This window comes from Pedobacter nototheniae, assembly GCF_004335085.1.
Taxonomy (GTDB): domain Bacteria; phylum Bacteroidota; class Bacteroidia; order Sphingobacteriales; family Sphingobacteriaceae; genus Pedobacter; species Pedobacter nototheniae.
On sequence record NZ_RQRS01000009.1, the window covers coordinates 1 to 22,180 of the forward strand.

General features: G+C 34.8%; 20 protein-coding genes. 5 read left to right on the forward strand and 15 right to left on the reverse strand.

Annotated features, from left to right (window positions below; genetic code table 11):
• Positions 1-899: 899 nt before the first annotated feature.
• The 3 genes from EHC72_RS09410 to EHC72_RS09420 are packed head-to-tail and all read right to left on the reverse strand — an operon-like array spanning position 900 to position 3,628.
• Positions 900-1,793 carry a DUF6263 family protein gene (locus EHC72_RS09410; RefSeq protein WP_131537434.1) on the reverse strand — a complete coding sequence of 298 codons (894 nt, stop codon included), beginning with the start codon at positions 1,791-1,793 and terminating at the stop codon, positions 900-902.
• A gap of 27 nt (positions 1,794-1,820) precedes the next feature.
• Complete coding sequence (locus tag EHC72_RS09415; RefSeq protein ID WP_131537435.1) at positions 1,821-2,597, reverse strand: M90 family metallopeptidase; 777 nt, start codon at positions 2,595-2,597, stop codon at positions 1,821-1,823.
• Positions 2,598-2,602: 5 nt separating this feature from the next.
• A complete protein-coding gene (locus EHC72_RS09420) occupies positions 2,603-3,628 on the reverse strand; it encodes a Gfo/Idh/MocA family oxidoreductase (protein ID WP_131537436.1) in 1,026 nt (341 codons plus the stop codon).
• 103 nt (positions 3,629-3,731) lie between these two features.
• On the opposite strand from EHC72_RS09420, the gene EHC72_RS09425 reads away from it, so the two are divergent.
• Positions 3,732-4,076 (forward strand): hypothetical protein, encoded by a 345-nt coding sequence (locus EHC72_RS09425; RefSeq protein ID WP_131537437.1) that lies wholly within the window; start codon positions 3,732-3,734, stop codon positions 4,074-4,076.
• Between the two features lie 76 nt (positions 4,077-4,152).
• Here EHC72_RS09425 and EHC72_RS09430 read toward each other — a convergent pair whose 3' ends face one another.
• From EHC72_RS09430 to EHC72_RS09445, 4 genes are all read right to left on the reverse strand, one after another.
• Positions 4,153-4,830: an OmpA family protein gene (locus tag EHC72_RS09430; RefSeq protein WP_170311721.1), complete on the reverse strand. Its 678-nt coding sequence runs from the start codon at positions 4,828-4,830 to the stop codon at positions 4,153-4,155.
• 166 nt (positions 4,831-4,996) lie between these two features.
• Positions 4,997-5,689, reverse strand: coding sequence for an ABC transporter ATP-binding protein (locus tag EHC72_RS09435; RefSeq protein WP_131537439.1), 693 nt, complete (start codon positions 5,687-5,689; stop codon positions 4,997-4,999).
• Between the two features lie 4 nt (positions 5,690-5,693).
• Positions 5,694-7,166, reverse strand: coding sequence for a DUF5687 family protein (locus EHC72_RS09440; protein WP_131537440.1), 1,473 nt, complete (start codon positions 7,164-7,166; stop codon positions 5,694-5,696).
• Between the two features lie 124 nt (positions 7,167-7,290).
• Positions 7,291-8,571, reverse strand: coding sequence for a replication-associated recombination protein A (locus tag EHC72_RS09445; protein ID WP_131537441.1), 1,281 nt, complete (start codon positions 8,569-8,571; stop codon positions 7,291-7,293).
• A gap of 123 nt (positions 8,572-8,694) precedes the next feature.
• Between EHC72_RS09445 and EHC72_RS09450 the strand changes: the two genes are divergently transcribed.
• The gene (locus EHC72_RS09450) at positions 8,695-9,075 is read left to right on the forward strand and encodes a VOC family protein (RefSeq protein ID WP_131537442.1); all 381 of its coding nucleotides are present in this window, start codon (positions 8,695-8,697) and stop codon (positions 9,073-9,075) included.
• A 72-nt stretch (positions 9,076-9,147) separates the two neighbouring features.
• Here EHC72_RS09450 and EHC72_RS09455 read toward each other — a convergent pair whose 3' ends face one another.
• From EHC72_RS09455 to EHC72_RS09480, 6 genes are all read right to left on the reverse strand, one after another.
• Entirely contained in the window at positions 9,148-9,933 is a 786-nt protein-coding gene (locus EHC72_RS09455; RefSeq protein WP_131537443.1) for a TerC family protein, read from the reverse strand.
• A 97-nt stretch (positions 9,934-10,030) separates the two neighbouring features.
• A complete protein-coding gene (locus EHC72_RS09460; RefSeq protein WP_131537444.1) occupies positions 10,031-10,591 on the reverse strand; it encodes a TlpA family protein disulfide reductase in 561 nt (186 codons plus the stop codon).
• A gap of 70 nt (positions 10,592-10,661) precedes the next feature.
• Positions 10,662-11,972 (reverse strand): gliding motility protein GldB-related protein, encoded by a 1,311-nt coding sequence (locus tag EHC72_RS09465; RefSeq protein ID WP_131537445.1) that lies wholly within the window; start codon positions 11,970-11,972, stop codon positions 10,662-10,664.
• Between the two features lie 109 nt (positions 11,973-12,081).
• A complete protein-coding gene (locus tag EHC72_RS09470; RefSeq protein WP_246029411.1) occupies positions 12,082-13,371 on the reverse strand; it encodes a hypothetical protein in 1,290 nt (429 codons plus the stop codon).
• A 139-nt stretch (positions 13,372-13,510) separates the two neighbouring features.
• Positions 13,511-14,038: a hypothetical protein gene (locus EHC72_RS09475; RefSeq protein ID WP_233166897.1), complete on the reverse strand. Its 528-nt coding sequence runs from the start codon at positions 14,036-14,038 to the stop codon at positions 13,511-13,513.
• Positions 14,031-14,588, reverse strand: coding sequence for an RNA polymerase sigma factor (locus EHC72_RS09480; protein ID WP_211660302.1), 558 nt, complete (start codon positions 14,586-14,588; stop codon positions 14,031-14,033). Before EHC72_RS09480 ends, EHC72_RS09475 begins: the two co-directional genes overlap by 8 nt.
• Positions 14,589-14,761: 173 nt before the next feature.
• Between EHC72_RS09480 and EHC72_RS09485 the strand changes: the two genes are divergently transcribed.
• The 3 genes from EHC72_RS09485 (at position 14,762) to aspS (ending at position 17,500) form a co-directional block, all read left to right on the forward strand.
• Positions 14,762-15,166 carry a nuclear transport factor 2 family protein gene (locus EHC72_RS09485; RefSeq protein ID WP_131537447.1) on the forward strand — a complete coding sequence of 135 codons (405 nt, stop codon included), beginning with the start codon at positions 14,762-14,764 and terminating at the stop codon, positions 15,164-15,166.
• Complete coding sequence (locus tag EHC72_RS09490; RefSeq protein ID WP_131537448.1) at positions 15,166-15,624, forward strand: DUF4265 domain-containing protein; 459 nt, start codon at positions 15,166-15,168, stop codon at positions 15,622-15,624. The genes EHC72_RS09485 and EHC72_RS09490 overlap by 1 nt, the downstream gene beginning before the upstream one ends.
• A 130-nt stretch (positions 15,625-15,754) precedes the next feature.
• A complete protein-coding gene (aspS, locus tag EHC72_RS09495) occupies positions 15,755-17,500 on the forward strand; it encodes an aspartate--tRNA ligase (protein WP_131537449.1) in 1,746 nt (581 codons plus the stop codon).
• Between the two features lie 147 nt (positions 17,501-17,647).
• Here aspS and EHC72_RS09500 read toward each other — a convergent pair whose 3' ends face one another.
• Positions 17,648-19,072, reverse strand: a complete 1,425-nt coding sequence (locus tag EHC72_RS09500; RefSeq protein ID WP_131537450.1) for a RagB/SusD family nutrient uptake outer membrane protein — start codon at positions 19,070-19,072, stop codon at positions 17,648-17,650.
• 21 nt (positions 19,073-19,093) lie between these two features.
• Positions 19,094-22,078: a SusC/RagA family TonB-linked outer membrane protein gene (locus EHC72_RS09505; protein WP_131537451.1), complete on the reverse strand. Its 2,985-nt coding sequence runs from the start codon at positions 22,076-22,078 to the stop codon at positions 19,094-19,096.
• Positions 22,079-22,180: the final 102 nt, after the last annotated feature.

The following is a 22,180-nucleotide window of genomic DNA, read 5'->3' on the forward strand; positions in this document are numbered from 1 at the left end:
AGCAGAGGTCTGTTACAGGTTTTAGATCTTAAATCTGGATATGAACATAGTTCACCTCTGCTTTTAAGGTTTTCTTTATCAAATTTAAATCTTTGATAATCTTTCTCAAACCTAAGGGATGTGAGTGAATGCCACCTATTTTTTATCGTGGCAGTAATGGGAGCGGGGGCTGATGTTTCTTAAGTATTACTGTCTGTTCTTTTCCAAATCAATTTACTTCAGTTTTAAGCAATAAGTAATTTCTGTAAAGCTAAGCCTGTGGTTCTTTTGAAACAGGGTTCCTGTTTTCCGCTGTATCCCCAATAGAAAAAATCGGGGGATGCCGCTACACCCAGGTTTAAAAACTTAGGTTAAACGCAGATTAAGGTTATATAACCCCAACATTGGCGTTGTATAACCCTTAATTATACGCTCCAGATATATGTCGCGGGGTTCCTAACTGATAATTATACGTTCAGGATACCAACGATAGGGTTGTATAACCCCAAAATATGCGTTTACAACCCCAAAATTGGGGTTATATACCCCGAATTATACGTTCCGAACCTTAGCGTTATGCTTATGTAACCCCAAATTATATATCCAGAACCTTAACCGAGTATTAAATTAACCTAACCAGGTAGTAAATTAAAAGAAGAGATATGCATTTAATAGCATCGGATTAGTTTAATAACCCAAATTATATGTGTACAACCTCAAATTAATTGTTAGATACCTATAATTATATATCTACAACCGTAACACAAGGGTTTTTCGAAAAGTAGCTTTAAAAAAGAGCAAAAAAATAGCCACGGAATCACGAAATGAACACGAAATATTTTCCGTGGTTTCAGTGTTTCCGTGGCAAACAATTGCTAACGCAAGCAACGATGTATTTCTACCTTCTAAAGCTTAAACTTTTAATTTAAAGCCTTACCAATAATTTTATTAATTCCTTGAATTTCGAAGTCAATATTCTGCCCCATAGTTTTAACAATACCAAACATTTCAATACGCAGGTGGCTGTTTAAAATCATTCCGGTTTTAACATCAAGCTGAACATCACCAGAATTTGTTCCTTTTAAATCAGTTTCCATATTATTTCCCATAGTTTCAAAATTACCTTTAGAAACCAAGGTGCCTTTAACATTTAATGTTGCTATGCCATTACTAACTTCTTTAAGCACATAAGTTGTATTGGTTTCAATGGGCATGCTCATTTGCATTTTGGTATCAACATTCCAGGAATCGCCAATTTTCACAGGTTTATCTGGGTAAAGTTTAAAAGATGATTCCATGGTTTGCTTCATGGCTTCGGCATTAAACTGCTTACTTAATGAAGTTTTAAGTTGTTTCAGCTGACTACTATCCGTCGTCATTTTAACAACCATTCCATCTAACATTTCACTAATTCCAGTAACTGATTTGATTTCACCGTTAGCGCCAAAAATCATATTAAAAGTAGCTCCCTTTAAGCCTGAAAATGGATTTTGCTTATCGGCATTATCTTGCTCAGAATCCATAACCATAGAATTGCCCATCGCTACAGATTTCATCGTAATGCGATTATAGATTACTTTAACATTTTTGTCGCCATTTTTACCGTCAGTAATATCAAATGTGTAATCGGTGCCAATGTTTTGAGTAAGATTTATTTCCTGTCCGCTTATTTTTTCTTTTATAATTTGATCGGATGTAATGTTATAATCATACTTTTTACCCACTGGGTAGTTTTGCTTAATTATATATGTTTTTTGAGCAAAGCTGCAGATCGAAATTAGCGAGCAGATTAAAGTAGCGGTTAAGAGTCTCATAGATTTTATTGATATTTATTTTATAATTTATGCAGCTGGGTTTTGAGCAAAAATGCGACTTAATTGCGCATATAAATCCGGATGTTTTTCTTTTAATAATTCTGGTTTTTCGAAAAAATATTCTGACACAACCGCAAAAAATTCTGCTTCATTTGTAATGGCGTAAGGATTAATATCCGATTTATTATCTTCTATTCGACCAATTTCTTCGTGTATCATTTTAATCCAGGGCAAGGTATATTCGTGTCCCATTAAATTCTCCGGAACGCCATCTGTTGCCCCATCAGATTTATCAAGCAAGTGCACAAACTCATGAATGGCGGTATTTTCTTTTCCTGCACTTTTAGAAAAACCATGTCTTAAAGCTGATTGTGATAAAATCATTTGCCCATTCATATACCCTGTTCCAACCATCCCCATTATATTTCTGTCGCCACCACCTTCAAATTGAAAATCCTTATTAAAAGTATCTGGGTAAAGCAAAACACTACTTAGGTTTTTATACTGCCAATCTTCGAAACCAAAAATTGGAATTACAGCGCTCGAAGCAATTAGAAGCTCATCTAAAGTAGTCATCTCAACACCAACACCTTCAATTTTAACTGAGCTAAAAAATGCTGCTACCTTTTGTTCAAACAGCAGCTTTTTTGTTGCATCTAATTTGTGGTAATAATCAACATAATCATCTAATATTTTTTTATCCGTTTCGGTTAAAGGCTCAATAGCTGGCTTTTTCTTGCGAAGAATAAAGTATAATGTAAGGATAAATATGGGTATGAGGTATGCAAATGGTAATGAATTCATATAATTTAACTTTCTAAAATCTCGAGTTGTGTTAATACATTTTCTCTTGTAACTGGATAAGGCTTGTTATGTACTAAAGCCTGATAAGCGGCTTCAAACAGAGGTAAATAACTGCCTGTTTCTGAAACAATAAGCTCATTCTTTTTATGGCCTCCTTCATCAATTGTTGTTAATAAACCGGCTTTATCCTCGGCTTCCTTACCATAAACATCATCGGTAATCTTTATTCCTGCTAACAGCTGTTCTTCCTGCACATCAGCACGTTGCTTAATGAAACTTCCATTTATACCGTGTAAAACAAATGCTGCCTGGGGATTAACAACCAGCATGCTTGAGGTTACAAATACATTTACACTTTGTGGATAGGTAAGCTGAATTGTAAAATAATCATCAACCAATGTATTTTCCCGATTTTTACTTAGTACTTTATGGAAGCTTAAAGGCTTGCCAAATAAACTAATTATCTGATCTAATAAATGAGGACCAAGATCGTACAATAAACCACTGGCTTCACCAGGATTTTCCTTAAATGCTTTGGGCCCAATTACATTTCTATATCTATCGTAGCGAAAATGTGCTTCGATTAACTTACCAAGCTTACCGCTATTAATTACTTTTTTCACGGCTGTAAAATCACTATCCCAACGGCGATTTTGATAGAATATAATTTGTTTGCCTACGCTATCTGCCAGATCAAAAAGTTCTTTTGCCTGAGCACTTGTTGCAGTAAATGGCTTTTCAACTAAAATATTTTTGCCTTTTTGCAGGGCTGCTTTTGAATGTTGGTAATGTAAATTATTTGGTGTATTGATAACAACCAATTCAATTTCATCATCATTTAGCAACTCATCAATATTGTTGTAACTGGTAATATTGGGGTAATCAAGCTGCGCTTTTTTATGGTTTCGTTCTACTACAGCTTTTAAATTAAAACCTGTATGTGCATTTAAAAAAGGGGCATGAAAAACCTTGCCACTCATGCCATATGCCAATAAACCTGCGTTAATTATTTTATTTGAATTTGTATCCATAACTAATAAATGTGATCAAAAATACAATTATGATTGATCTTTTATGTCAAACCATAAACCTTTTACCTTAACGTCTATTCCTTTTTAACGCTATCTTTGTTTCATGAAACCGTCGGAGATTAATGCAAAGTGGAAAGTTTTACAGGAGAAAATTTCTCAAGAATTTGATTCAGATTTTCCTGACTTAAAGGTAATGTTATTTTTAATTGGAGTACAAGAATTAGGTAAGGGACCGAAAAAATACAGCAAGCGCCAAAAAGAGGAATTAATGCACATTGCCACGTGCCGACTATTGAGTGAGATGGATTTTTATGAGCTGGAAGGTGTAGATCAGGATGGCTGGCCGCACTGGAAATTAATTAAAGCTATACCACCTTACACTATGTTGGAGCAAGAAATGCTAATGAAATCATTAGTAATTGGTTATTTCGCAGATATTTATTCGTAATAAAAAAGCCCTAATGCAAAAGCATTAGGGCTGAAGGTATGTTGATCTTCCTAGGTAGAAGTATAGATCCTTGAAATTATCCTTGTTTTTCTGCTGTTGCTTTTAATGCATCGTTTGCTACGATTACAATCTCAACACGACGGTTGGCAGCACGGCCAGCATCTGTATCGTTATCAGCAATTGGTTCAGCAAAACCTTTACCAATGGTTACTAACCTTGAAGCTGGCACACCTTGAGAAACTGCATAAGCTTTAACTGCCGCTGCTCTTCTTTCTGATAAACCCATGTTATAAACTTCAGTTCCTTTATTATCAGTATGTCCAATAATTTTAATATCAGTATCAGGATATTGGTTTAATGAAGCGGCTAAACTTTGTACGTTTGTTTTTGCTGCATCTTTTAAAGCTGTTTTATCGAAGTCGAATAAAATACCACTATCAAACTTTACAATGATACCTTCTCCTTCACGAATTACTTCTGCATTAGGAATTGCTTTTTGAATTTCCGCTGCTTGTCTATCCATTCTACGACCAATAAAAGCACCAGCTGTACCACCAATAGCACCACCAATTAAAGCACCAACGGCTGTGTTACCTGCTTTTTTACCAATTAAAGCACCAAGTACACCACCAGCTGCGGCACCAATACCTGCACCTTTTTGTGTTTTAGTTAAACTATCGCAACTTTGAAGTGCCATTGCACCAATTGCTAATCCTATACTTAGTGTTGCTACTCTTATTTTTGAAATACTCATAATAATCTAGATTAATAATTCTATTCGTTCCTTATTCAAACACGATGCCAAAAATAATTTCTAGCTGTATTTATTGGTTTTAGAGTGAAAAATAATCCCTAAAAACAAAAACAGGGCACTTGCTGCTGCATATGCCCTGTTTAAATGTATCATTCTTAGTACAATTTTATGCTGAGAAATAACTTTCTAATTCTTTAAGTGTATTCTCATCTGTTTTAAAATCTTTAATAACCTGTCCTTTTTCTACCAGGATAATTCGGCTACACACATCTGTAACATGATTTAAATCATGGCTGGAAATAAAAGTAGTCATATTGCCTGTATGTTCTTTCAGTAATTTCTTTAAACGGATTTGAGTAGTTGGATCTAAATTAGCAAAGGGCTCATCCAGAATTAATATTTCAGGATTTTGCATTAAAGCAGCAGCTATACCTACTTTGTTTTGGTTTCCTTTACTAAAATCACGAATATATTTGCCGCTATTTATAATCTCTCCATTAAAAAACTCAACATATTGTGTTAAATAATCGCTAACATCAGCAACACTTAAGTTATGTAAGCTACCAATAAAGGTAAAATATTCTTCGGGTGTAAGGTAATCTATCAAAAAACCTTCATCCAAAAATGATGCGGTATAGTTTTTCCATTCATCATTTTGCATTACATTTTTCCCTTTTGATAAAACTTCGCCTTGCGTTGGACGGATTAAATCAAGCAGCATTCGGAAAAATGTAGTTTTACCCGCTCCGTTATTTCCAACCAAGCCAACCGTTTCTCCAGCAGCAATTTGTAGATCTTGTATGTTTACAACGGTTTTATCGCCATAAACTTTCTGTAAATTTTTTACTTCTAAAATCATAATATTATTCTCTAAAGCCTTCGGCTATTTTATATCTTTTTAATTCGAATTGTTTTGTAATGAAATTTACCCAGAAGCCACGCATTAAAAGCATCGCCAAACCAAAAATAGAAACTGCAATTAAGCCCCAATATGGCTTATTAAGCATCCCAAATGGCACATAAATTAAAATTGGTGTAAGGGCATATGGAAACATTAAAAGCCATTGTGTAGCGCCAGTTCCTTGGTAATTAAAGCTTGCCGCTTTTTTAATATCAAGTCTTTTATAATTAAGGGTGGCCAAATAAAGTACCACAACTGTACCGAAACCAATGTTGTATAAATATGCAGCTACATGGAGCAACAACAACTTAGGACTTAAAAAGCCGTAAAAGCTTGCCAACACGGTAATAAACGTACAGGAAATTGTAAAGAGCAGGAATTTAGCTTTAATAAAATCTTTAAAGTTTATTTTGCTACTTAATAGGCCATCAAAGTGAGCACTTTGCCAAGCAAACATAAATTGGCCGTAAATGATAACTGAAATACCCGTCATAAAAATTGCTCCAAACATCATTTGTCCAAAAGCATCGCTATTAATTGCTTTTTCTTTATAGAAAATGAATCCGTAAAAGAGGAAGAAAAAACCTAAAATGACAGCAGAACGTGGGCGTTTATGGCGAAGAATTAATTTTAATTCAAGTGCGGCAAGTTCTCCAACTTTACCAAAGCGATTTAGAAAAGCATAATCTGTACTTACTTTTTTCTCTTGCTTACCACTTAACTCTTCTATATAAAGGTTGCGGCGTAAAAAATTAGAATTAAAGGTAAAGATACCAAAGGCGAGTAATGTAAAAGCAAAGCCCAGGTATGGGTGTGTTGCAATGATCCTGAAAACATAATCAGAACCTTTCATAATGGAAATTACCTTATAATATTCTAATCCGGCGAAGGCAGCAATAATTACTAAACCTACAAACGTATACATTACGTTGGTGATAGATTTGCGCTTAATATACAATACCAGATAGTTATTAAAAACCATGATGGAGAATATAGAAACAATGTACATTAAGGTTGTTAAAGCGCCATAAGTTGGTCCAATTTTAACAAAGCAGAAAGGTAGAAATATAAAGAATGGCCAAAGATTAAAGGCTGAAAATAGTGCTTTAACATTTAGAAACTTAATAATTTGGTTTCTGCCAATTTTAAGGTGCAGGTAAGGAATTATGCTTAGAGTGGGCAATTCCTGAAGCTGTAACCTCATAACAAAATCAAGAGCAAAGTAATAAAGGATAATTCCATTAAAACTGGTTATCGCATCCTGATTGGGGAATATTTTTGGGAGCAAAGGTGCCATTCCAAAACCAACGCCAGCGGCGATAGCCAGAAAATAAAGCATAAAAAAGCCCAAAACAATTTGGCCGGCAATATTGCCACCTTTGCTTCGGGAGCGCCAAAATGATTTCCATTGATGATCTAAAAAGGTACTGAGCATATTAGTTATTGGTTTGTTTGGTAAAATATTAAAAGCAATTATTTAATATTCGATTGATTAGTATGGGTAATGGGCAATATGTTACATCAATTGAAAAACTATTTTTATTTTTTCAAGTTAATCTTTAATAATTGTATTTATCCTTCCAGTTTTGTTTAAGCTTTTCTCTCAATTTTTCTTCGGCAGCATTTTTTCCAGGATCATAAAGTTTCGTTCCACTTAACTCTTCAGGGAAATATTCTTGTGGCGAAAAATTACCTTCATACCCATGAGAATACTGATAATCTTTACCGTAACCAATATTTTTCATCAGTTTAGTTGGGGCATTTCTAATGTGAAGAGGCACAGGTAAATTTCCTGTTTGTTTTACTAAAGCCTGAGCCTTATTAATGGCTTCGTAAGATGCATTACTTTTTGCTGAACTTGCTAAATAAGTTACGCATTGCGATAAAATAATTCTTGCTTCAGGGTACCCGATTACATTAACAGCTGTAAAACAGTTATTGGCGAGCAATAATGCATTAGGATTCGCATTTCCAATATCTTCAGAAGATAAAATCAATAATCTGCGGGCAATAAATAAAGGGTCTTCACCACCTTCAATCATTCTGGCAAGCCAATAAACCGCGGCATTGGGATCGCTACCACGAATAGATTTTATAAAAGCAGAAATAATATCATAATGTTGCTCGCCAGCTTTATCATACAGCGCCAGGTTTTGCTGTGCGTGTGCTAAAACATTGTCGTTAGTAAGTGTGATTTTATTCCCACCGATACCATTAATTGCAATTTCCAAAACATTAAGCAATTTCCGTGCATCACCTCCTGAAAGGCGAATTAATGCTTCATGCTCTTTTATGGTAATTTTCTTTTCCGCTAAAATTTGGTCTTTCTTAATCGCAGTTTGCAATAAACCCGCAAGTTCTTCTTCCGTTAGGGATTTTAAAATATAAACCTGACACCTGGAAAGTAAAGCGGAGATAACTTCGAAGGAAGGATTTTCTGTTGTAGCACCAATAAGCGTTACTAAACCTCGCTCTACAGCGCCAAGTAAACTATCTTGCTGTGATTTACTGAAGCGATGAATCTCATCGATAAACAAAATCGGCAGGCCCAAAAAGCTATCTTTAAGTTGTGCAGCTCTATCAATAACCTCCCTAATATCTTTCACGCCGCTATTAATGGCACTTAAATTGAAAAAAGGGCGATCCAAGGCTTGAGAAATAATATATGCCAGTGTGGTTTTACCTACACCTGGAGGGCCCCAAAAAATCATTGATGGAAGTTGACCGCTTTCTATTGCCTTACGCAAAACTGCACCCACACCCACCAAATGTTGCTGACCTACATATTGATCGAGGTTTTGAGGGCGCATTCTTTCGGCTAACGGCGGTAAATTTTGCATAATGGTAAAGATATAAAATTCAGTTAATTTGTTACGGGGATTAAGGCCTTGAAACAAGACAATTACGTTAACTTTAACGTACTACCAAAAACAAAGTTTACACCATATTAGTTCTATTTTATTATGGAAGTTAAAAATTTAGATCATCTTGTACTTACCGTTGCGAACGTAGAAAGTACCTGTAGATTTTACAATAATGCTTTAGGCATGGAAATCATTGAATTTGGTGATGCCAGAAGGGCTTTAAAATTTGGCAACCAGAAAATCAATTTACACCAGTTTGGGAATGAATTTGAACCCAAGGCTTTTAAACCCACACCTGGCAGTGCCGATTTATGTTTTATTACAGATTTACCAATTGCGACAGTAATGGAAGAGTTGAAAGCTAAGTGTGTAGAAATAGAGGAAGGCCCGATGGAGCGGACGGGTGCCAATGGCAAAATTATTTCTGTTTACTTACGGGATCCTGATTTGAATTTAATCGAAATCAGTAATTACTTATAAAAATTAATTGATAAAAAAATGTGCTTATCCATTACAGACAAGCACATTTTTACTTTCGACTTTTTACAAAGCCTATTTTTTATCTTCTATTTTAGGGTCATTTAATTCTACAATGCGTCCTTTTTGCTGGCGCTTTCTAAAGATCATATTTAAAACTTCTACACCAACTGAGAAAGCCATACCGAAATATATGTAGTTTTTAAGGTGCATTTCGTGTGCTGCTTTGGCATCCCAACCTTCGATAACAAGGCTTAAACCAATCATAACTAAAAATGATAGAGCCAACATTTTTAACGTTGGGTGTTTGTGAATAAAGCCTGCAATTTTAGGGCTAAACGTAAACATAATAATCATCGCAATCACTACTGCAATAATCATAACTTCTACATGTTTTGCTGTACCACCTGCCGTAATGATGCTATCAAAAGAGAAAACGGCATCAATTAACATGATTTGAAAAATAGCCTGACCGAAACTTAATGGTTTTTTATTTTCTGCATTTAACGCTGGATCTTCGCCTTCTAGTTTGTGGTGAATTTCCATTACCGATTTATAGATCAGAAATAAACCACCCAATAACATTACGATACTGGCTAAATCAAATCCTTTACCAAACCACGATTCAGGGATAATATATTTTCCTTTTTGAGATAGTAACCAACTTAATCCAAAAAGCATTAAGCAGCGAGAAATAATACCTGTAACCATCCAAACGATACGGGCCGTTTTTTGCGATTTCTCTTGAACTCGGTTTAAAATAATGCTCACAAAAATCACATTATCAATACCGAGCACAATTTCTAAAAGTGTTAGTGTAAAGAGTGATATCCAGGCCTCAGGGCTTGTTAATAGTTCCATAAATTTATTTATCTGATAAGGCGAAGATATAAAAAAGCAGATTGATTTATGAACAGATTTTCAAGGATTTAGTTTGCTTGTGATTAAATTATAATTGCTATTTAGCTGTTTTGGCAAGTTCAGCTTGTAGTTTTTCTTCTAGCAAAACTGATTTGACTTTAAATGCTGGCATATCATCAGAGAAGGAAATATTTGCCGTTGCATAAATAATTTTCCCATCCTTACCGATTAAGATATTGGAAGGAAAACCATGATTAATATTCAGTTTTCTTATTTCATCCATGCTTAAAGAAACAATTTCATATTTATAACCACTTTTATTTTGAAATTTCCTGGCTGTGTTTGGTAAATCGTAGGTAATGCCTATAAAACGAATCCCTTTTGCAGCGTAGCGCTCAACTAATTTATTCAATTCGGGCATTTCTTCAATACAAGGTGGGCACTTTTCAAACCAAAAGTTAATTAGTACAATCTGATTTTTTAATGCAGAACTGTTAAAAGACTTTTTATTAACAGTTAAACCTTTAAAATCTGGCAAGGTTTTTCCTTGGAGTTCTTCAAAAAAAGTTTCCTGCGTTGCCCACTTTACAGGTTCATCCTGTGCCTGCACATAAAATGATAAACCTGCGAGGAGCAATAAAAGTAAATAAGTTTTCATAACGGACTATAAAGATAAAAAAAGCCTCGTCAAAAATTGGCGAGGCTTAATATTTGTAGTTTTTATCTTTTTACTTGGTTTTGAAGTTAACTGGATACTCCACAAGTGGAAAACCTTCTTCCGACTGAAAGCTTCGATCGGTAATTATAAAATCATAAGATTTTCCTGGTTTCAGGTCAATTTTGATGGTAAATGTCATTCTGTCTTCAGAGAAACCAACAACCTTACTCAACGGAAAAGTCTCTTTGCCACCTGGCCCATAATTTATGGAATACAATTTTTTCATTGGTTTTGAAAAATGAAACTGCATTTCTTTCAAATCAGGATCAACCGTTGTGTCTCCGCTAGCAAATGGACTAATTTTGGTAACAACGGGTCTTTTACTTTCGTAAGCTTTTATTATTTCTTCCTTATTAAATCCTTCTTCAAAGTAATTTGTCTTTTTCAGAAAATTTTCAACCGCAACATCATCGCCATAATCCAACTCAATTAATTCTTTAATTGCGGCTTTTTTATCTTTAGTTTGATTATAATACGTTTTACATATAGAATAACCCATATAATAACCTAAATCGGCAATACCAAAATTATTTGAGGAGCCATTGTAAAGCCAATCGCCATAATTACTTAAAAACATTTGGGCTTTAAATTTTTGTTTCAGTTCAGTTTCGTTCTTTTTACCATAAGCCATATAAGGCATTCCGGGTACTTTTCCTGTAATTAATTCGGCAACAAAATCTGCTGTACCTTCAAAAATAGTTTGTCCTAATAAATTATTTCCAGATCTTTTTTCTTGCGTGTGCACATATTCATGCATATTCAACAATACAATATCCTTAAAAGGGTTAGTGCCAAAATAGGTGGTGAGCCAGGTTTTGATATTCTTTGGCAATTCAGAAATGTCAACATCAGGATCGCCTGTTGCTAATTCTGCTCCAATTAATACTTTATCCCCTTGGGTGGTACCTCCAGAACGCATAGCGCCAATACAAAAGTAAATATTAGCAGGTTTTAGTTCAGGATAAAGCTGTTTAAACTTTTTAATGTATGGATCAAATTGTTTACTTAAGCTCTTAACCTGATACGTTTTTTGCCTTATGGATGCCCAATATTTGGGATAACTACGAATACATTTTAACCACGCAGCTGTAGTGTAACCTTTTGCTTCCATAAAAGCCTTTAACCCCGGCGTTCCTTTATCTACATATTGGCGTTGTAAAATATCGAGTTGTTTTAAACTATCATTAGTGGTTTTTAGTTGATCAAAAGCCAACCAAAAGTTATCAATATCGGTTGTAATAATGGTTTGTTTCGATTTTTGCGCATAGGTAATCGAAATCATTAGTAAACTAAAAATTAGTAAAGTGAAGAGTCGTCGCATAATTATGTTTAGGTTTAGTTGAGGTAATTATGATCTATTGAAGATAAATTTTAATCATAAAAAAGTCCTGACTATAAAGTCAAGACTTAACTTGTTTGGTTTTAATTTTTTATTTAAAGACGATAGAACCGTATTCAGATTTTATGGTAACGGTTGATGAGCCACCAGAACCGATTTTACCTGCATATCTTTTCACTTCATCATCATCGCCTGCTGATCTTGCAGTAACATTTGATCCATACTTAAATCCTGCATAAGAGGTAGTAATATTAAAGTTAGCATTATAATTATTGCTAAATCCTAAACCAACACTCACATATTCACCATTAAAGGTAAATGTTTTACAGGCTGGGGTAATTTCAGTCACACTTAAGTGGTTATAATCCATATCTAGGTTGGCATCTCCATTTAAGGTGCCGAGCGTAACGTTTGTATATTCTGTTTTTAAGGTAAGTTTACCTACACTACCAATAGAAAGGCTACCATAACCTTGCTTAACAACCGTATTACCTTTAACACCACTGATATTTACTTTTGCATATTCAGTATTCAATAATAAGTTACCACCAATATTGCCTACGGTTAAGCCACCACCATATTCTACTTTAAGATCGGCAGATTTTCTGATTGTATTTACCGTTACGGCAACATATTGTGCATCTAAATCCAAAGTGCCAACAGCACCAATGGTTACACCGCCACCATATTCGTGTTTTACAACAGCAGCATTTAAATCCTGAATATTAGCCTTGCCGTATTGTACGTTTATATAGTTGTTGCTGTTGCTTAAATTTCCGGCAGTAAGGTTACCATATTGCACTTTTAAAGAGGTTGGACCTGAGAAGTTACCTAAATCTACATTCCCATATTGTTGCTGAACAGTTAGGGCATTGTTTGCAGGCATATAAACAACATAGTTTACTTTAATTTCTCTGCGCCATGTGGTAACGCCATTTCTAACGCCTCTACCATAACGCCCGTTTCTATCGCCCATTATTGTTTTAACGGAAATTAAATCGCCACTTTTAACGGCATCAATGCTAACTTCATCCAACAATTTCTGCACATCGCTACTCGAATTGCTATACGCTTTAATGTCTACATCTACGCGAAATTCTTTTTTATCCCAGGTTTTAATAACGATAGAACCGTACTGATTATTCAAACTAATTTTATCGCCACCATCAACATTGAAGCTTTTACTAAATGCTTTCGTTTTTTCGGCATCGCCGCCAGCCTGTGTATCCTGATCCACTACTGTAGATGTGTTTACAGATGCTGAAGTAACCGTATTTACGGCATAACTTTCTGGTACAATGCTTGAAACACTTACCTGTTGTGCATTCGTTTTTACGGCGATGAAAGCCATAATGGCTAAAAATATTTTAATTGTTTTCATGTTTCTAATTGTTAAACATTTAAAAACTCAAACCTGCCGGCTGGCTTAAGTTTATAAATTAGTGAGCGTATTTATTAGCAGATAATGTATTCAGGTATCAAGATTTTACCATCACTATCTTTTGCATCTACTATAAAAATTAAATTTGATTTACTTTTTTGTAATCATCAACCTGATTAATAATCATCAACTGTTGTTTTAATAATTGCAGCTGAAGCTCGCGGTTTTTTACCATTGCCTTAACAACAAAAAGTTGGTTTGGCGTGGTTGGTAATTCAGCTTTTAATCGTTCGTAATCTTCATCAAGCTTTTTTAAATCGCTGGTAAATTTTTTATATAAATCAGGGTTTGCTGAGGCGAAAATTGCCAAACTATCGCGTTTTTCGGTAATTAAACCTGCAAAATGAATCTCTTTTTTTGCAATGGCAGCATTAACATCAGCAATTTCTATATCGCGATTTGTTGTTCTTCCTACGTATAGCCAGGTTAAACTTAAAACGATTACTATAGATGCCGCCGCACTGATCCACAGATACAGGTTTATTGGCTTTTTTTTCTTTTTGCTATCCAGCTCCTGTTCTATCTTTGCCCAAAGACCTGCTGATGGCTCAAGCACATCAAATGATCTACGGTTCTCTTTAACAAAGGTTTCTAATCTATTATTCATCTCTCATCCCTTTCGATTCTAAAATACTTTTTAACTTTTTCTTGGCTCGCATGTATTGGGTACGACTTGTGTTTTCACTTATTTTTAAAATATGCGATATTTCTTCATGGTCGTAACCTTCCAGCAAATACAAACTTAATACCACTCTATATCCATCTGGCAGTTCGGTAATGGCTTTTCTAATTTCATCTGCCTGCAATTTAATATCGTAATCATCGGCACTTAATTCATCTGGCACCTCAGCAATTTCATCTGTACCTACAAATTCAAATTTGCGTTTGCGTAGGTAATTGATGGATTTATTAATTACAATTTGCTTCAGCCACAATCCAAAAGTAGTTTCTTGCCTAAAATCAACAATTCTGGTAAATGCATCTAAAAAAGCCTCCTGTAAAACATCTTCAGCCTCTTCTTCATAATTTAAAATGCGCAGCGCCACATTATACATCGCCTTGGCATACAGTTTATACAATTCAAACTGCGCTGCCCGACTGCCCTGCATGCACTCTTTCACTAATTGAAGGTTCTTATCGAAGTATACGGCTTCCAAAATTTTGTTGATTCTGTTTATAAGACATAGGGAAAATTAAAACGTTGCATCAAGGTATAAAAAAATTTATTAATTGCTTTAGGCTAAGCTTTATCGGCAATAGTTTTGTGGAAAATCATCTTCTTAATCATCGTAAATTTGAAATCACTGAAACAAACAATTAACTTCATGCCATGGAAACCGATTTAATCATAAAAGTAATAGACGAAGCGCACAAAAACATCAACGAGGCGTTGATAAATAAATCTGCAGCGGCGTATTTGGGTTATTTTGATGAGAATTTAAGATATGTGGAGGCCAATGGCGAAATTCTAAATAAAAAGCAATTGGGTGCAGAAATTGATCGATATTTCAACAAAACTAATAAAATCGACACCACTCATTATCGCATTAAATTTTCATTTGAAGAAGGTACTTTTACAGAAAAAATTGCTAGAAAATCGGTTATTCAAGTGAAAAAGCTTTTGTTCTTTTCTAAAAAACAAACTATCCAAACAGAAGAAATTTATCACTGGAAAAATATTAATGGTAATTGGAAAATTATCAGTGTCGAAATCCCACTAGAAGAAAAGTATTAATGGAAGACGTTAGAATACTTTTTAAATTTTATAGTGACGCCCTGGAGGATTGGACAGTAGAGAGCTTGTGGGCACGAGTTTTTGACAAACAAAACGGATATTATATAATAAATAACATTCCTTTTTACGCACCCTTTTCTTTCGGCGACATCGTATCCGCAGCATATGATGAAAATGAGGAAATGCTAACTTATCAGAAAACTATTAAATATTCAGGTAACTCGACCATTCAGATTATTATGATGAAAAAAGATGTTCATATAAATGAAATTAGAGAAATTTTTAATCAATTAAGTTGCGAAACCGAGAAGTTTAGCGCTGGTTATTTTGTAATAAATGTTCCAAATGGCGTAAATTATAAAGCAATCAAAGCCAAATTAACAGAATTGGAAGATCAGGAAGTTATTGCCTACGCAGAATTATGCTTAGATGATCAACACAACACCCAAACCTCTTAATTCTGGAATCTTCAACTTAAAATTATATTATATTCTTTATTGGTGCTTCCTATTAAAATTTCCTTAAATCTTCATTCCTAAACTTTAAAACAAAATCGGTATTTTTGCCGCTCAAATTAGAATTATAATTATGTTAAGAACAGTAACTTGTGGTGCATTAAGCCTTCAAAATTTAGGCGAAAGTGTAACCCTATGTGGTTGGGTACAAAAATCAAGAGATTTAGGCGGCATGACATTTATAGACATCCGCGATCGTTATGGTATTACTCAGTTGGTTTTTAACATGGATGATAACCGTGAGCTTTGCGAACAGGCCCGTACTTTAGGTCGTGAGTTTGTAATTAAAGCCGTTGGTACCGTTGTAGAAAGAAGCAACAAAAACCCAAAAATGTCCACAGGTGATGTAGAGATCAAAATTACCGCTTTAGAAATTTTAAATCCGGCAAAATTACCCCCATTCCTTATTGATGATGAAACGGATGGTGGTGATGAATTGCGCATGAAATATCGTTACCTGGATTTACGTCGTAATCCGGTTCGTAATAACTTGGTTTTACGTCATAAAATGGCTCAATCGGTTCGTCGTTATTTAGATGCCTTAGATTTTATTGAGGTAGAAACACCAGTTTTAATTAAATCCACACCAGAAGGTGCAAGAGATTTTGTGGTACCTAGCCGTATGAATGCAGGTGAGTTTTATGCCTTACCACAGTCGCCGCAAACTTTCAAACAGTTGTTAATGGTTTCGGGTTTTGATAGATATTTCCAAATTGTTAAATGTTTCAGAGATGAAGATTTACGGGCAGATCGTCAGCCAGAATTTACGCAAATTGACTGTGAAATGTCGTTCATTGAGCAAGAAGACATTTTAAATACTTTCGAAGGTTTAATTCGTACCCTATTTAAAGAAGTTCGCAATTACGACTTACCGGAAGTACCTCGCATGCAATATGCAGATGCGATGCGTTTATATGGTTCTGATAAGCCAGATACTCGTTTTGCCATGCAATTTGTTGAGCTTAATGATTTGGTAAAAGGAAAAGGATTCCCTGTATTTGATAATGCCGAATTGGTTGTTGGTATTAACGCAAAAGGTGCAGCAAGCTACACACGTAAGCAATTAGATGAGTTAACAGATTTTATTAAACGCCCACAAATTGGTGCAACAGGATTAATCTATGCTCGCCACAATGAAGACGGAACCATTAAATCTTCTGTAGATAAATTCTTCAACGAAGAAGATTTAAAGCAATGGAGCGAGGCATTCGAGACTGAAAAAGGGGATTTACTTTTAATTTTAGCAGGCACAACTGATAAAGTACGTAAACAGTTAAATGAGCTTCGTTTAGAAATGGGTAACCGCTTAGGCTTGCGTGATAAAAATACATTTTCTGCTCTTTGGGTTTTAGATTTTCCACTTTTAGAATGGGATGAAGAAACTGAACGTTATCATGCCATGCACCACCCATTTACCTCGCCAAAACCTGAGGATATTGCTATGCTCGACACTAATCCTGGTGAAGTGCGTGCAAATGCCTATGATATGGTAATAAATGGAACTGAAATTGGTGGTGGTTCTATTCGTATTCACGATAGAGAATTACAGGCTTTAATGTTTAAGCATTTAGGTTTTAGCACAGAAGAAGCTCAAAAACAATTTGGTTTCTTAATGGATGCTTTCGAATTTGGTGCACCTCCCCATGGTGGTATTGCCTTTGGTTTCGATCGTTTAACATCAATTTTTGCCGGTTTAGATTCAATCCGCGATGTTATTGCGTTCCCTAAAAACAATTCAGGTCGTGATGTTATGATTGATAGTCCGAGCACAATTGATGATAAACAGTTAAAAGAGCTTAAAATTAAAACAGATTTATAGCTGGTTATCTTTTTGATATAATTAAAATCCTGATTTGCTAAAAACAAATCAGGATTTTTTTTTATGATGTATGAACCTAATAATTCATATCAACAAAAAAGGTTCTGTAAAATTTACAGAACCTTTTTTGTTATTGAAAGCTAAATATTAATAACCAGGGTTATTTGGTTTAATATTTGGATTAGCATCCACCTCTCTTTGAGGAATTGGATAAAGTTGTTTATTATCTGTTACGGCAATATTTGTACTTGCGTTATTGCTCAATGCGCCGCTAATTTGTGGACGTGCTATAGGCAAGCCATTTCTGAAATTATCTGGCCATTGAAAACCTTCAAATGCAAACTCAAGATTTTTCTCTGCCAATACATTTGCTAAAGTTGGAGTTCCAGTGTATGCAGCTAAACCTCTCATAGTACGTACTGCAGATAAATCACTTGCAGGTGTAGCACCTGTTGACGTTCCTAATTTAACATTCGCTTCTGCACGAATAAAATACATTTCAGATAAACGTAAAAGCTTAGGGCTGTATAAGCCTGGTATGTTATCTTGTTTATAAAACTTAGTTGTAATATAGTTTCCAGCGGTTGCATCAACTTTAATTACTTGTGTTTTACGAACATCAGCATCATCATAGCTATTTCTGAAAGCTGGGTTAACACGGATATCACCATAACCACCTAATTCTTTAACGTACAATTGACCATAGTTATCTGAACCTAAATCTTGAAACTGAGATATTTTCGCAGTGAAAATTTCTTCACCCTGACCTGGGTTAGCCCAAAAAATAGTACCAGCATAACTAGATGCAGTAGTCATTGTATACCCTGCCCCAATTACATTGGTTGCCTCAGTAATTGCTAAAGCATTGCTAGCAGCATCACCTTTATACAAGTATACACGAGCCAATAAAGCAGAAGCAGCAAATCTGGAAGCTCTAAATTTATCCGTTAAGTCTGTTGGTAGAGCTGGTTTAGCTTCAGTAAGATCCTTAATAATTTGAGCATAAACTTCGGCAACAGTATTTCTCTTAGGTTGAGTAATACTAGAAGTTAAAACGATAGGTACGCTTAAAGAACTTCCGTTACCAACGTAATATGGCTGACCAAAAACACGCGTCAAATCAAAATAAGCCATTGCTCTAACAAATTTTGCTTCAGCAATTAAACGAGCAACTTCAGTTGCATCACCATCTTTTACAACACTTGATCTTATAATTACATTATTTGCTCTTACAATAGCTTTGTATAAAGTATTCCAAGTTTCTGATACATCTGCATCAGCAACAGTGAAATTATATTGATAAGCAGGTCTTAAACGGTTTGAGTTAGAAGCAGCAATAAACATATTTGAACCTCTTAACTCAAGCATAGTAGGATAGTTTCTTCCGTACCAGTTTAAATCAGTTAATGAATTATAACAACCCATGGTAGCCGCCTGCAAAGTTTGGAAATCAGTAATGGCAGTTTCATCAAGTAATGAACCATCTGGTTGTTGATTAAGCTCTTTCTTACAAGAGCTCATGAACGCACTTCCTATAAGAAGAAAAAGTGCTACGATATATATTTTTTTCATGATTTTCTTATTTATAGGGCCTTAAAATGTTGCATTTATACCGAAAGTATAGATTTTTCCTACTGGATATTTAAAGAACTCTGATCCTGTTGCATCAACTTCAGGATCTATACCAGTGTAACCAGTCCAAGTTAATAAGTTATCTCCTTGACCAAAGAATGTTACTTTCTTAATTCCAGTTTTACCTAAAATACTTGTTGGCAGTGAATATGAAAGTTTAACATTTTTCAAACGTAAATAATCTCCTTTTTCAAGGTATCTTGAAGAAGCAGATGATTCATTTTTATTTCCTCCAGCGATTGGTTTTGGTCTAGAAACGACATCGCCTGGCTTTTGCCAGAAATCTTCGCCTGCTTGTACAGAGTGATTAAATCCACTGTTAATATAAGCAGTATTTTCTACGTAGCTACGTGTTTGGTTATAAATTTTATTACCAGTAGCTCCGTAAAACAAGAATGATAAGTCAAATTGTTTATAGCTAATTTCGTTGGTTAAACCGAAAGTATATTTTGGTAAAGCCTGGCCAATAATTCTACGTTCAGCTAAGTTATAATTATTTGTAGTAGTACCATCTGCTTTATACCAAAGTGGATCTCCATTTGCAGGATCAACACCAGCCCACTCTCTCATATACCATGAACCAACAGGCAAACCAACTCTTGTAATGTTCAAACCACTTACTAAATCCTGACCGTCTTTAGTTTCGTTAACTTTGTTTTTGCTAAATGAAACGTTGAAATTAGTTTTCCATTTTACCTCTCCATCTAAATTAATTGTGTTCAACCCAAATTCAAAACCTTTATTTTGAACCTGACCTATGTTAACAGGCATTGTTGTAAATCCACTAGTTGAAGATATTGGTAAAGAAAATAACTGTTGGTTTGTTTTTTTGCTATAATAATCAGCTTCTACAGTAATTCTGTTGTTTAAAAATCCTAGTTCTAAACCTAAGTCAAAACTGCTAGTTTTTTCCCAACGTAAGTCATCATTACCTAATTGTGTTGGAACTAAACCTGGGTTATCATTATAATTAACAGGACTCCACAAAGTATAAGACACAAAATCAAGTAATCCATTTAAATTTCCTGAAGTACCATAACTCGCACGAAGTTTAGCATTAGAAAAAATCTTTTGATCTTTCATAAAGTCTTCACTGATAATTCTCCATGCACCACCTACAGCGTAAAAAGTTTCTGCTTTATTGTTTTTAAAGTTAGAAGCTTCATCACGGCGTAAACTTACATTCAAGTTATATTTAGATTTGTAAGAGTAAGTAGCGTTACCAATGTAAGATAGAATTGCTTGTGTTGAAGAAGTACCACCCACACTAACTGGTAAAATAGCAGCATTTAAAGATCTGAAACGATCGTTTGCGATAATTGATTTTCCGTTAGCATTAATACCTGCATTTTCTTTGAAAGAATACTCAAGCATTGCTAAATAAGTTAATGAATGATCCGAAGAAGGTGCGTAGCTACCAGATAATGATGTTTGAGTAGTATATAATTTGTTTTCGTTTGCCGAATCAAATAGAGAACCGTTCTGTCCTAAACCATCCGAAGTACGTGCATCTTGGTAAACTTTTTGCTTAGCACTAATCCAATCCACTGACAAGTTTTCTGATAGTTTTAACCAATCAAAGATTTTTAAATCTCCATATAAACGACCTAAAGTCCTGAAATTTTTATTGCTATTGAAGTTATACTGAGTATTGTATAAAAAGTTATCACCTGTTAAACCATACCAGCCAGATTCTCTACCTGTATATAACGAACCATCAGCCTTGTAAGGCGATTGGATAGGAGCGGTGGCAATATAACCTAAAATTGGGCTACCATAACGACTACCATCAGCAGATGTTAAACCATCAGAATATGTTAAGTTTAAGTTTAAGCCTACAGTTAATCTATCACTTACCTTTGAATCGATGTTAGAAAGTAAAGAATATTTTTTTAAACCTGATCCAATTAATGTTCCGTCAAGTTTGGCGATACCACTAGAAAAGTAATACTTAGTAATATCATTTCCACCACGTGCAGAAACATCAAAATTTGACGAAGTCCCTGTTCTGAAAGCCGCGTCCATCCAGTTAAAATCACTATTGCCACCAGCAGCAGTTAAGTAATCAGGAATATCAGCTGCTGCCACGCCTGCATTAAGTAATCCAGTAGTTTCGTATTTTAGAAACTGATCAGCATTCATTAATTTAAAATCACCAAAGTTTGCTTTAGTTTTTCCATATTGAGCTCTTACATTAATTTCAGGAGCTCCTGTTTTACCTTTTTTTGTTGTAATTACAATTACCCCGTTTGCACCACGTGCACCATATAAAGCAATTGCCGATGCATCTTTTAATACATCTAAACTTTCTATATCATTAGGGTTTAAATTTGTTAAGATATCAGTTGCAGTAACCTGAGTACCTTGGTTAAAGTCACCTCTAGCAACAACAACTCCATCAATTACATATAATGGACTGTTACCAGATGAGATAGAGTTTATACCACGAATACGAACTGACTGAACAGCACCTGGTTGACCAGAACCTGTTGTTACAACAACACCTGTTACACGACCTTTTAAAAGTTCGTTTGGATCGGCAACCGGAGTATCTTTAAATTGTTCCGCAGAAACTTTAGAGATAGCACTTGTAGCATCTTTTTTGTTTTGAACCGTATAACCAGTTACCACAACTTCATTTAAAGCTTTGGCATCAGAAACTAATACTACATTAATTACACCAGCACCCATTACGGCTTTAGTTTGCTGTGCATAACCAATGTAAGAGAATTCTAAAATAGAAGAAGAAGAGGGTACACTGATAGTAAATTTACCGTTCCCATCAGTACTAGTACCGATTTGCGTGCCTTTTACTTTTACATTTACACCAGGGATTGGCAGTTTGTCATCCTGTGAAGTAACCGTACCTGTGATTGTCCTGTCCTGCGCCATTGCGGTAAAAGCAATAAACATCAGAATGAACAAACTTTGTAGAAGTTTTTTCATTGAAATTTAAGTTAGTAGATTAATGTTTTATTAATTAAAGAATAAATATAGGCTGTCCATTAATTTTATTAACGAAATTTAACATTTGAGAAAAATATTATG

Bases quoted from the DNA above. Each gene is read 5' to 3' on its own strand.
- EHC72_RS09410 (WP_131537434.1), bottom strand. From the start codon at position 1,793: ATGAGACTCTTAACCGCTACTTTAATCTGCTCGCTAATTTCGATCTGC.
- EHC72_RS09415 (WP_131537435.1), bottom strand. From the start codon at position 2,597: ATGAATTCATTACCATTTGCATACCTCATACCCATATTTATCCTTACA.
- EHC72_RS09420 (WP_131537436.1), bottom strand. From the start codon at position 3,628: ATGGATACAAATTCAAATAAAATAATTAACGCAGGTTTATTGGCATAT.
- EHC72_RS09425 (WP_131537437.1), top strand. From the start codon at position 3,732: ATGAAACCGTCGGAGATTAATGCAAAGTGGAAAGTTTTACAGGAGAAA.
- EHC72_RS09430 (WP_170311721.1), bottom strand. From the start codon at position 4,830: ATGAGTATTTCAAAAATAAGAGTAGCAACACTAAGTATAGGATTAGCA.
- EHC72_RS09435 (WP_131537439.1), bottom strand. From the start codon at position 5,689: ATGATTTTAGAAGTAAAAAATTTACAGAAAGTTTATGGCGATAAAACC.
- EHC72_RS09440 (WP_131537440.1), bottom strand. From the start codon at position 7,166: ATGCTCAGTACCTTTTTAGATCATCAATGGAAATCATTTTGGCGCTCC.
- EHC72_RS09445 (WP_131537441.1), bottom strand. From the start codon at position 8,571: ATGCAAAATTTACCGCCGTTAGCCGAAAGAATGCGCCCTCAAAACCTC.
- EHC72_RS09450 (WP_131537442.1), top strand. From the start codon at position 8,695: ATGGAAGTTAAAAATTTAGATCATCTTGTACTTACCGTTGCGAACGTA.
- EHC72_RS09455 (WP_131537443.1), bottom strand. From the start codon at position 9,933: ATGGAACTATTAACAAGCCCTGAGGCCTGGATATCACTCTTTACACTA.
- EHC72_RS09460 (WP_131537444.1), bottom strand. From the start codon at position 10,591: ATGAAAACTTATTTACTTTTATTGCTCCTCGCAGGTTTATCATTTTAT.
- EHC72_RS09465 (WP_131537445.1), bottom strand. From the start codon at position 11,972: ATGCGACGACTCTTCACTTTACTAATTTTTAGTTTACTAATGATTTCG.
- EHC72_RS09470 (WP_246029411.1), bottom strand. From the start codon at position 13,371: ATGAAAACAATTAAAATATTTTTAGCCATTATGGCTTTCATCGCCGTA.
- EHC72_RS09475 (WP_233166897.1), bottom strand. From the start codon at position 14,038: ATGAATAATAGATTAGAAACCTTTGTTAAAGAGAACCGTAGATCATTT.
- EHC72_RS09485 (WP_131537447.1), top strand. From the start codon at position 14,762: ATGGAAACCGATTTAATCATAAAAGTAATAGACGAAGCGCACAAAAAC.
- EHC72_RS09490 (WP_131537448.1), top strand. From the start codon at position 15,166: ATGGAAGACGTTAGAATACTTTTTAAATTTTATAGTGACGCCCTGGAG.
- aspS (WP_131537449.1), top strand. From the start codon at position 15,755: ATGTTAAGAACAGTAACTTGTGGTGCATTAAGCCTTCAAAATTTAGGC.
- EHC72_RS09500 (WP_131537450.1), bottom strand. From the start codon at position 19,072: ATGAAAAAAATATATATCGTAGCACTTTTTCTTCTTATAGGAAGTGCG.
- EHC72_RS09505 (WP_131537451.1), bottom strand. From the start codon at position 22,078: ATGAAAAAACTTCTACAAAGTTTGTTCATTCTGATGTTTATTGCTTTT.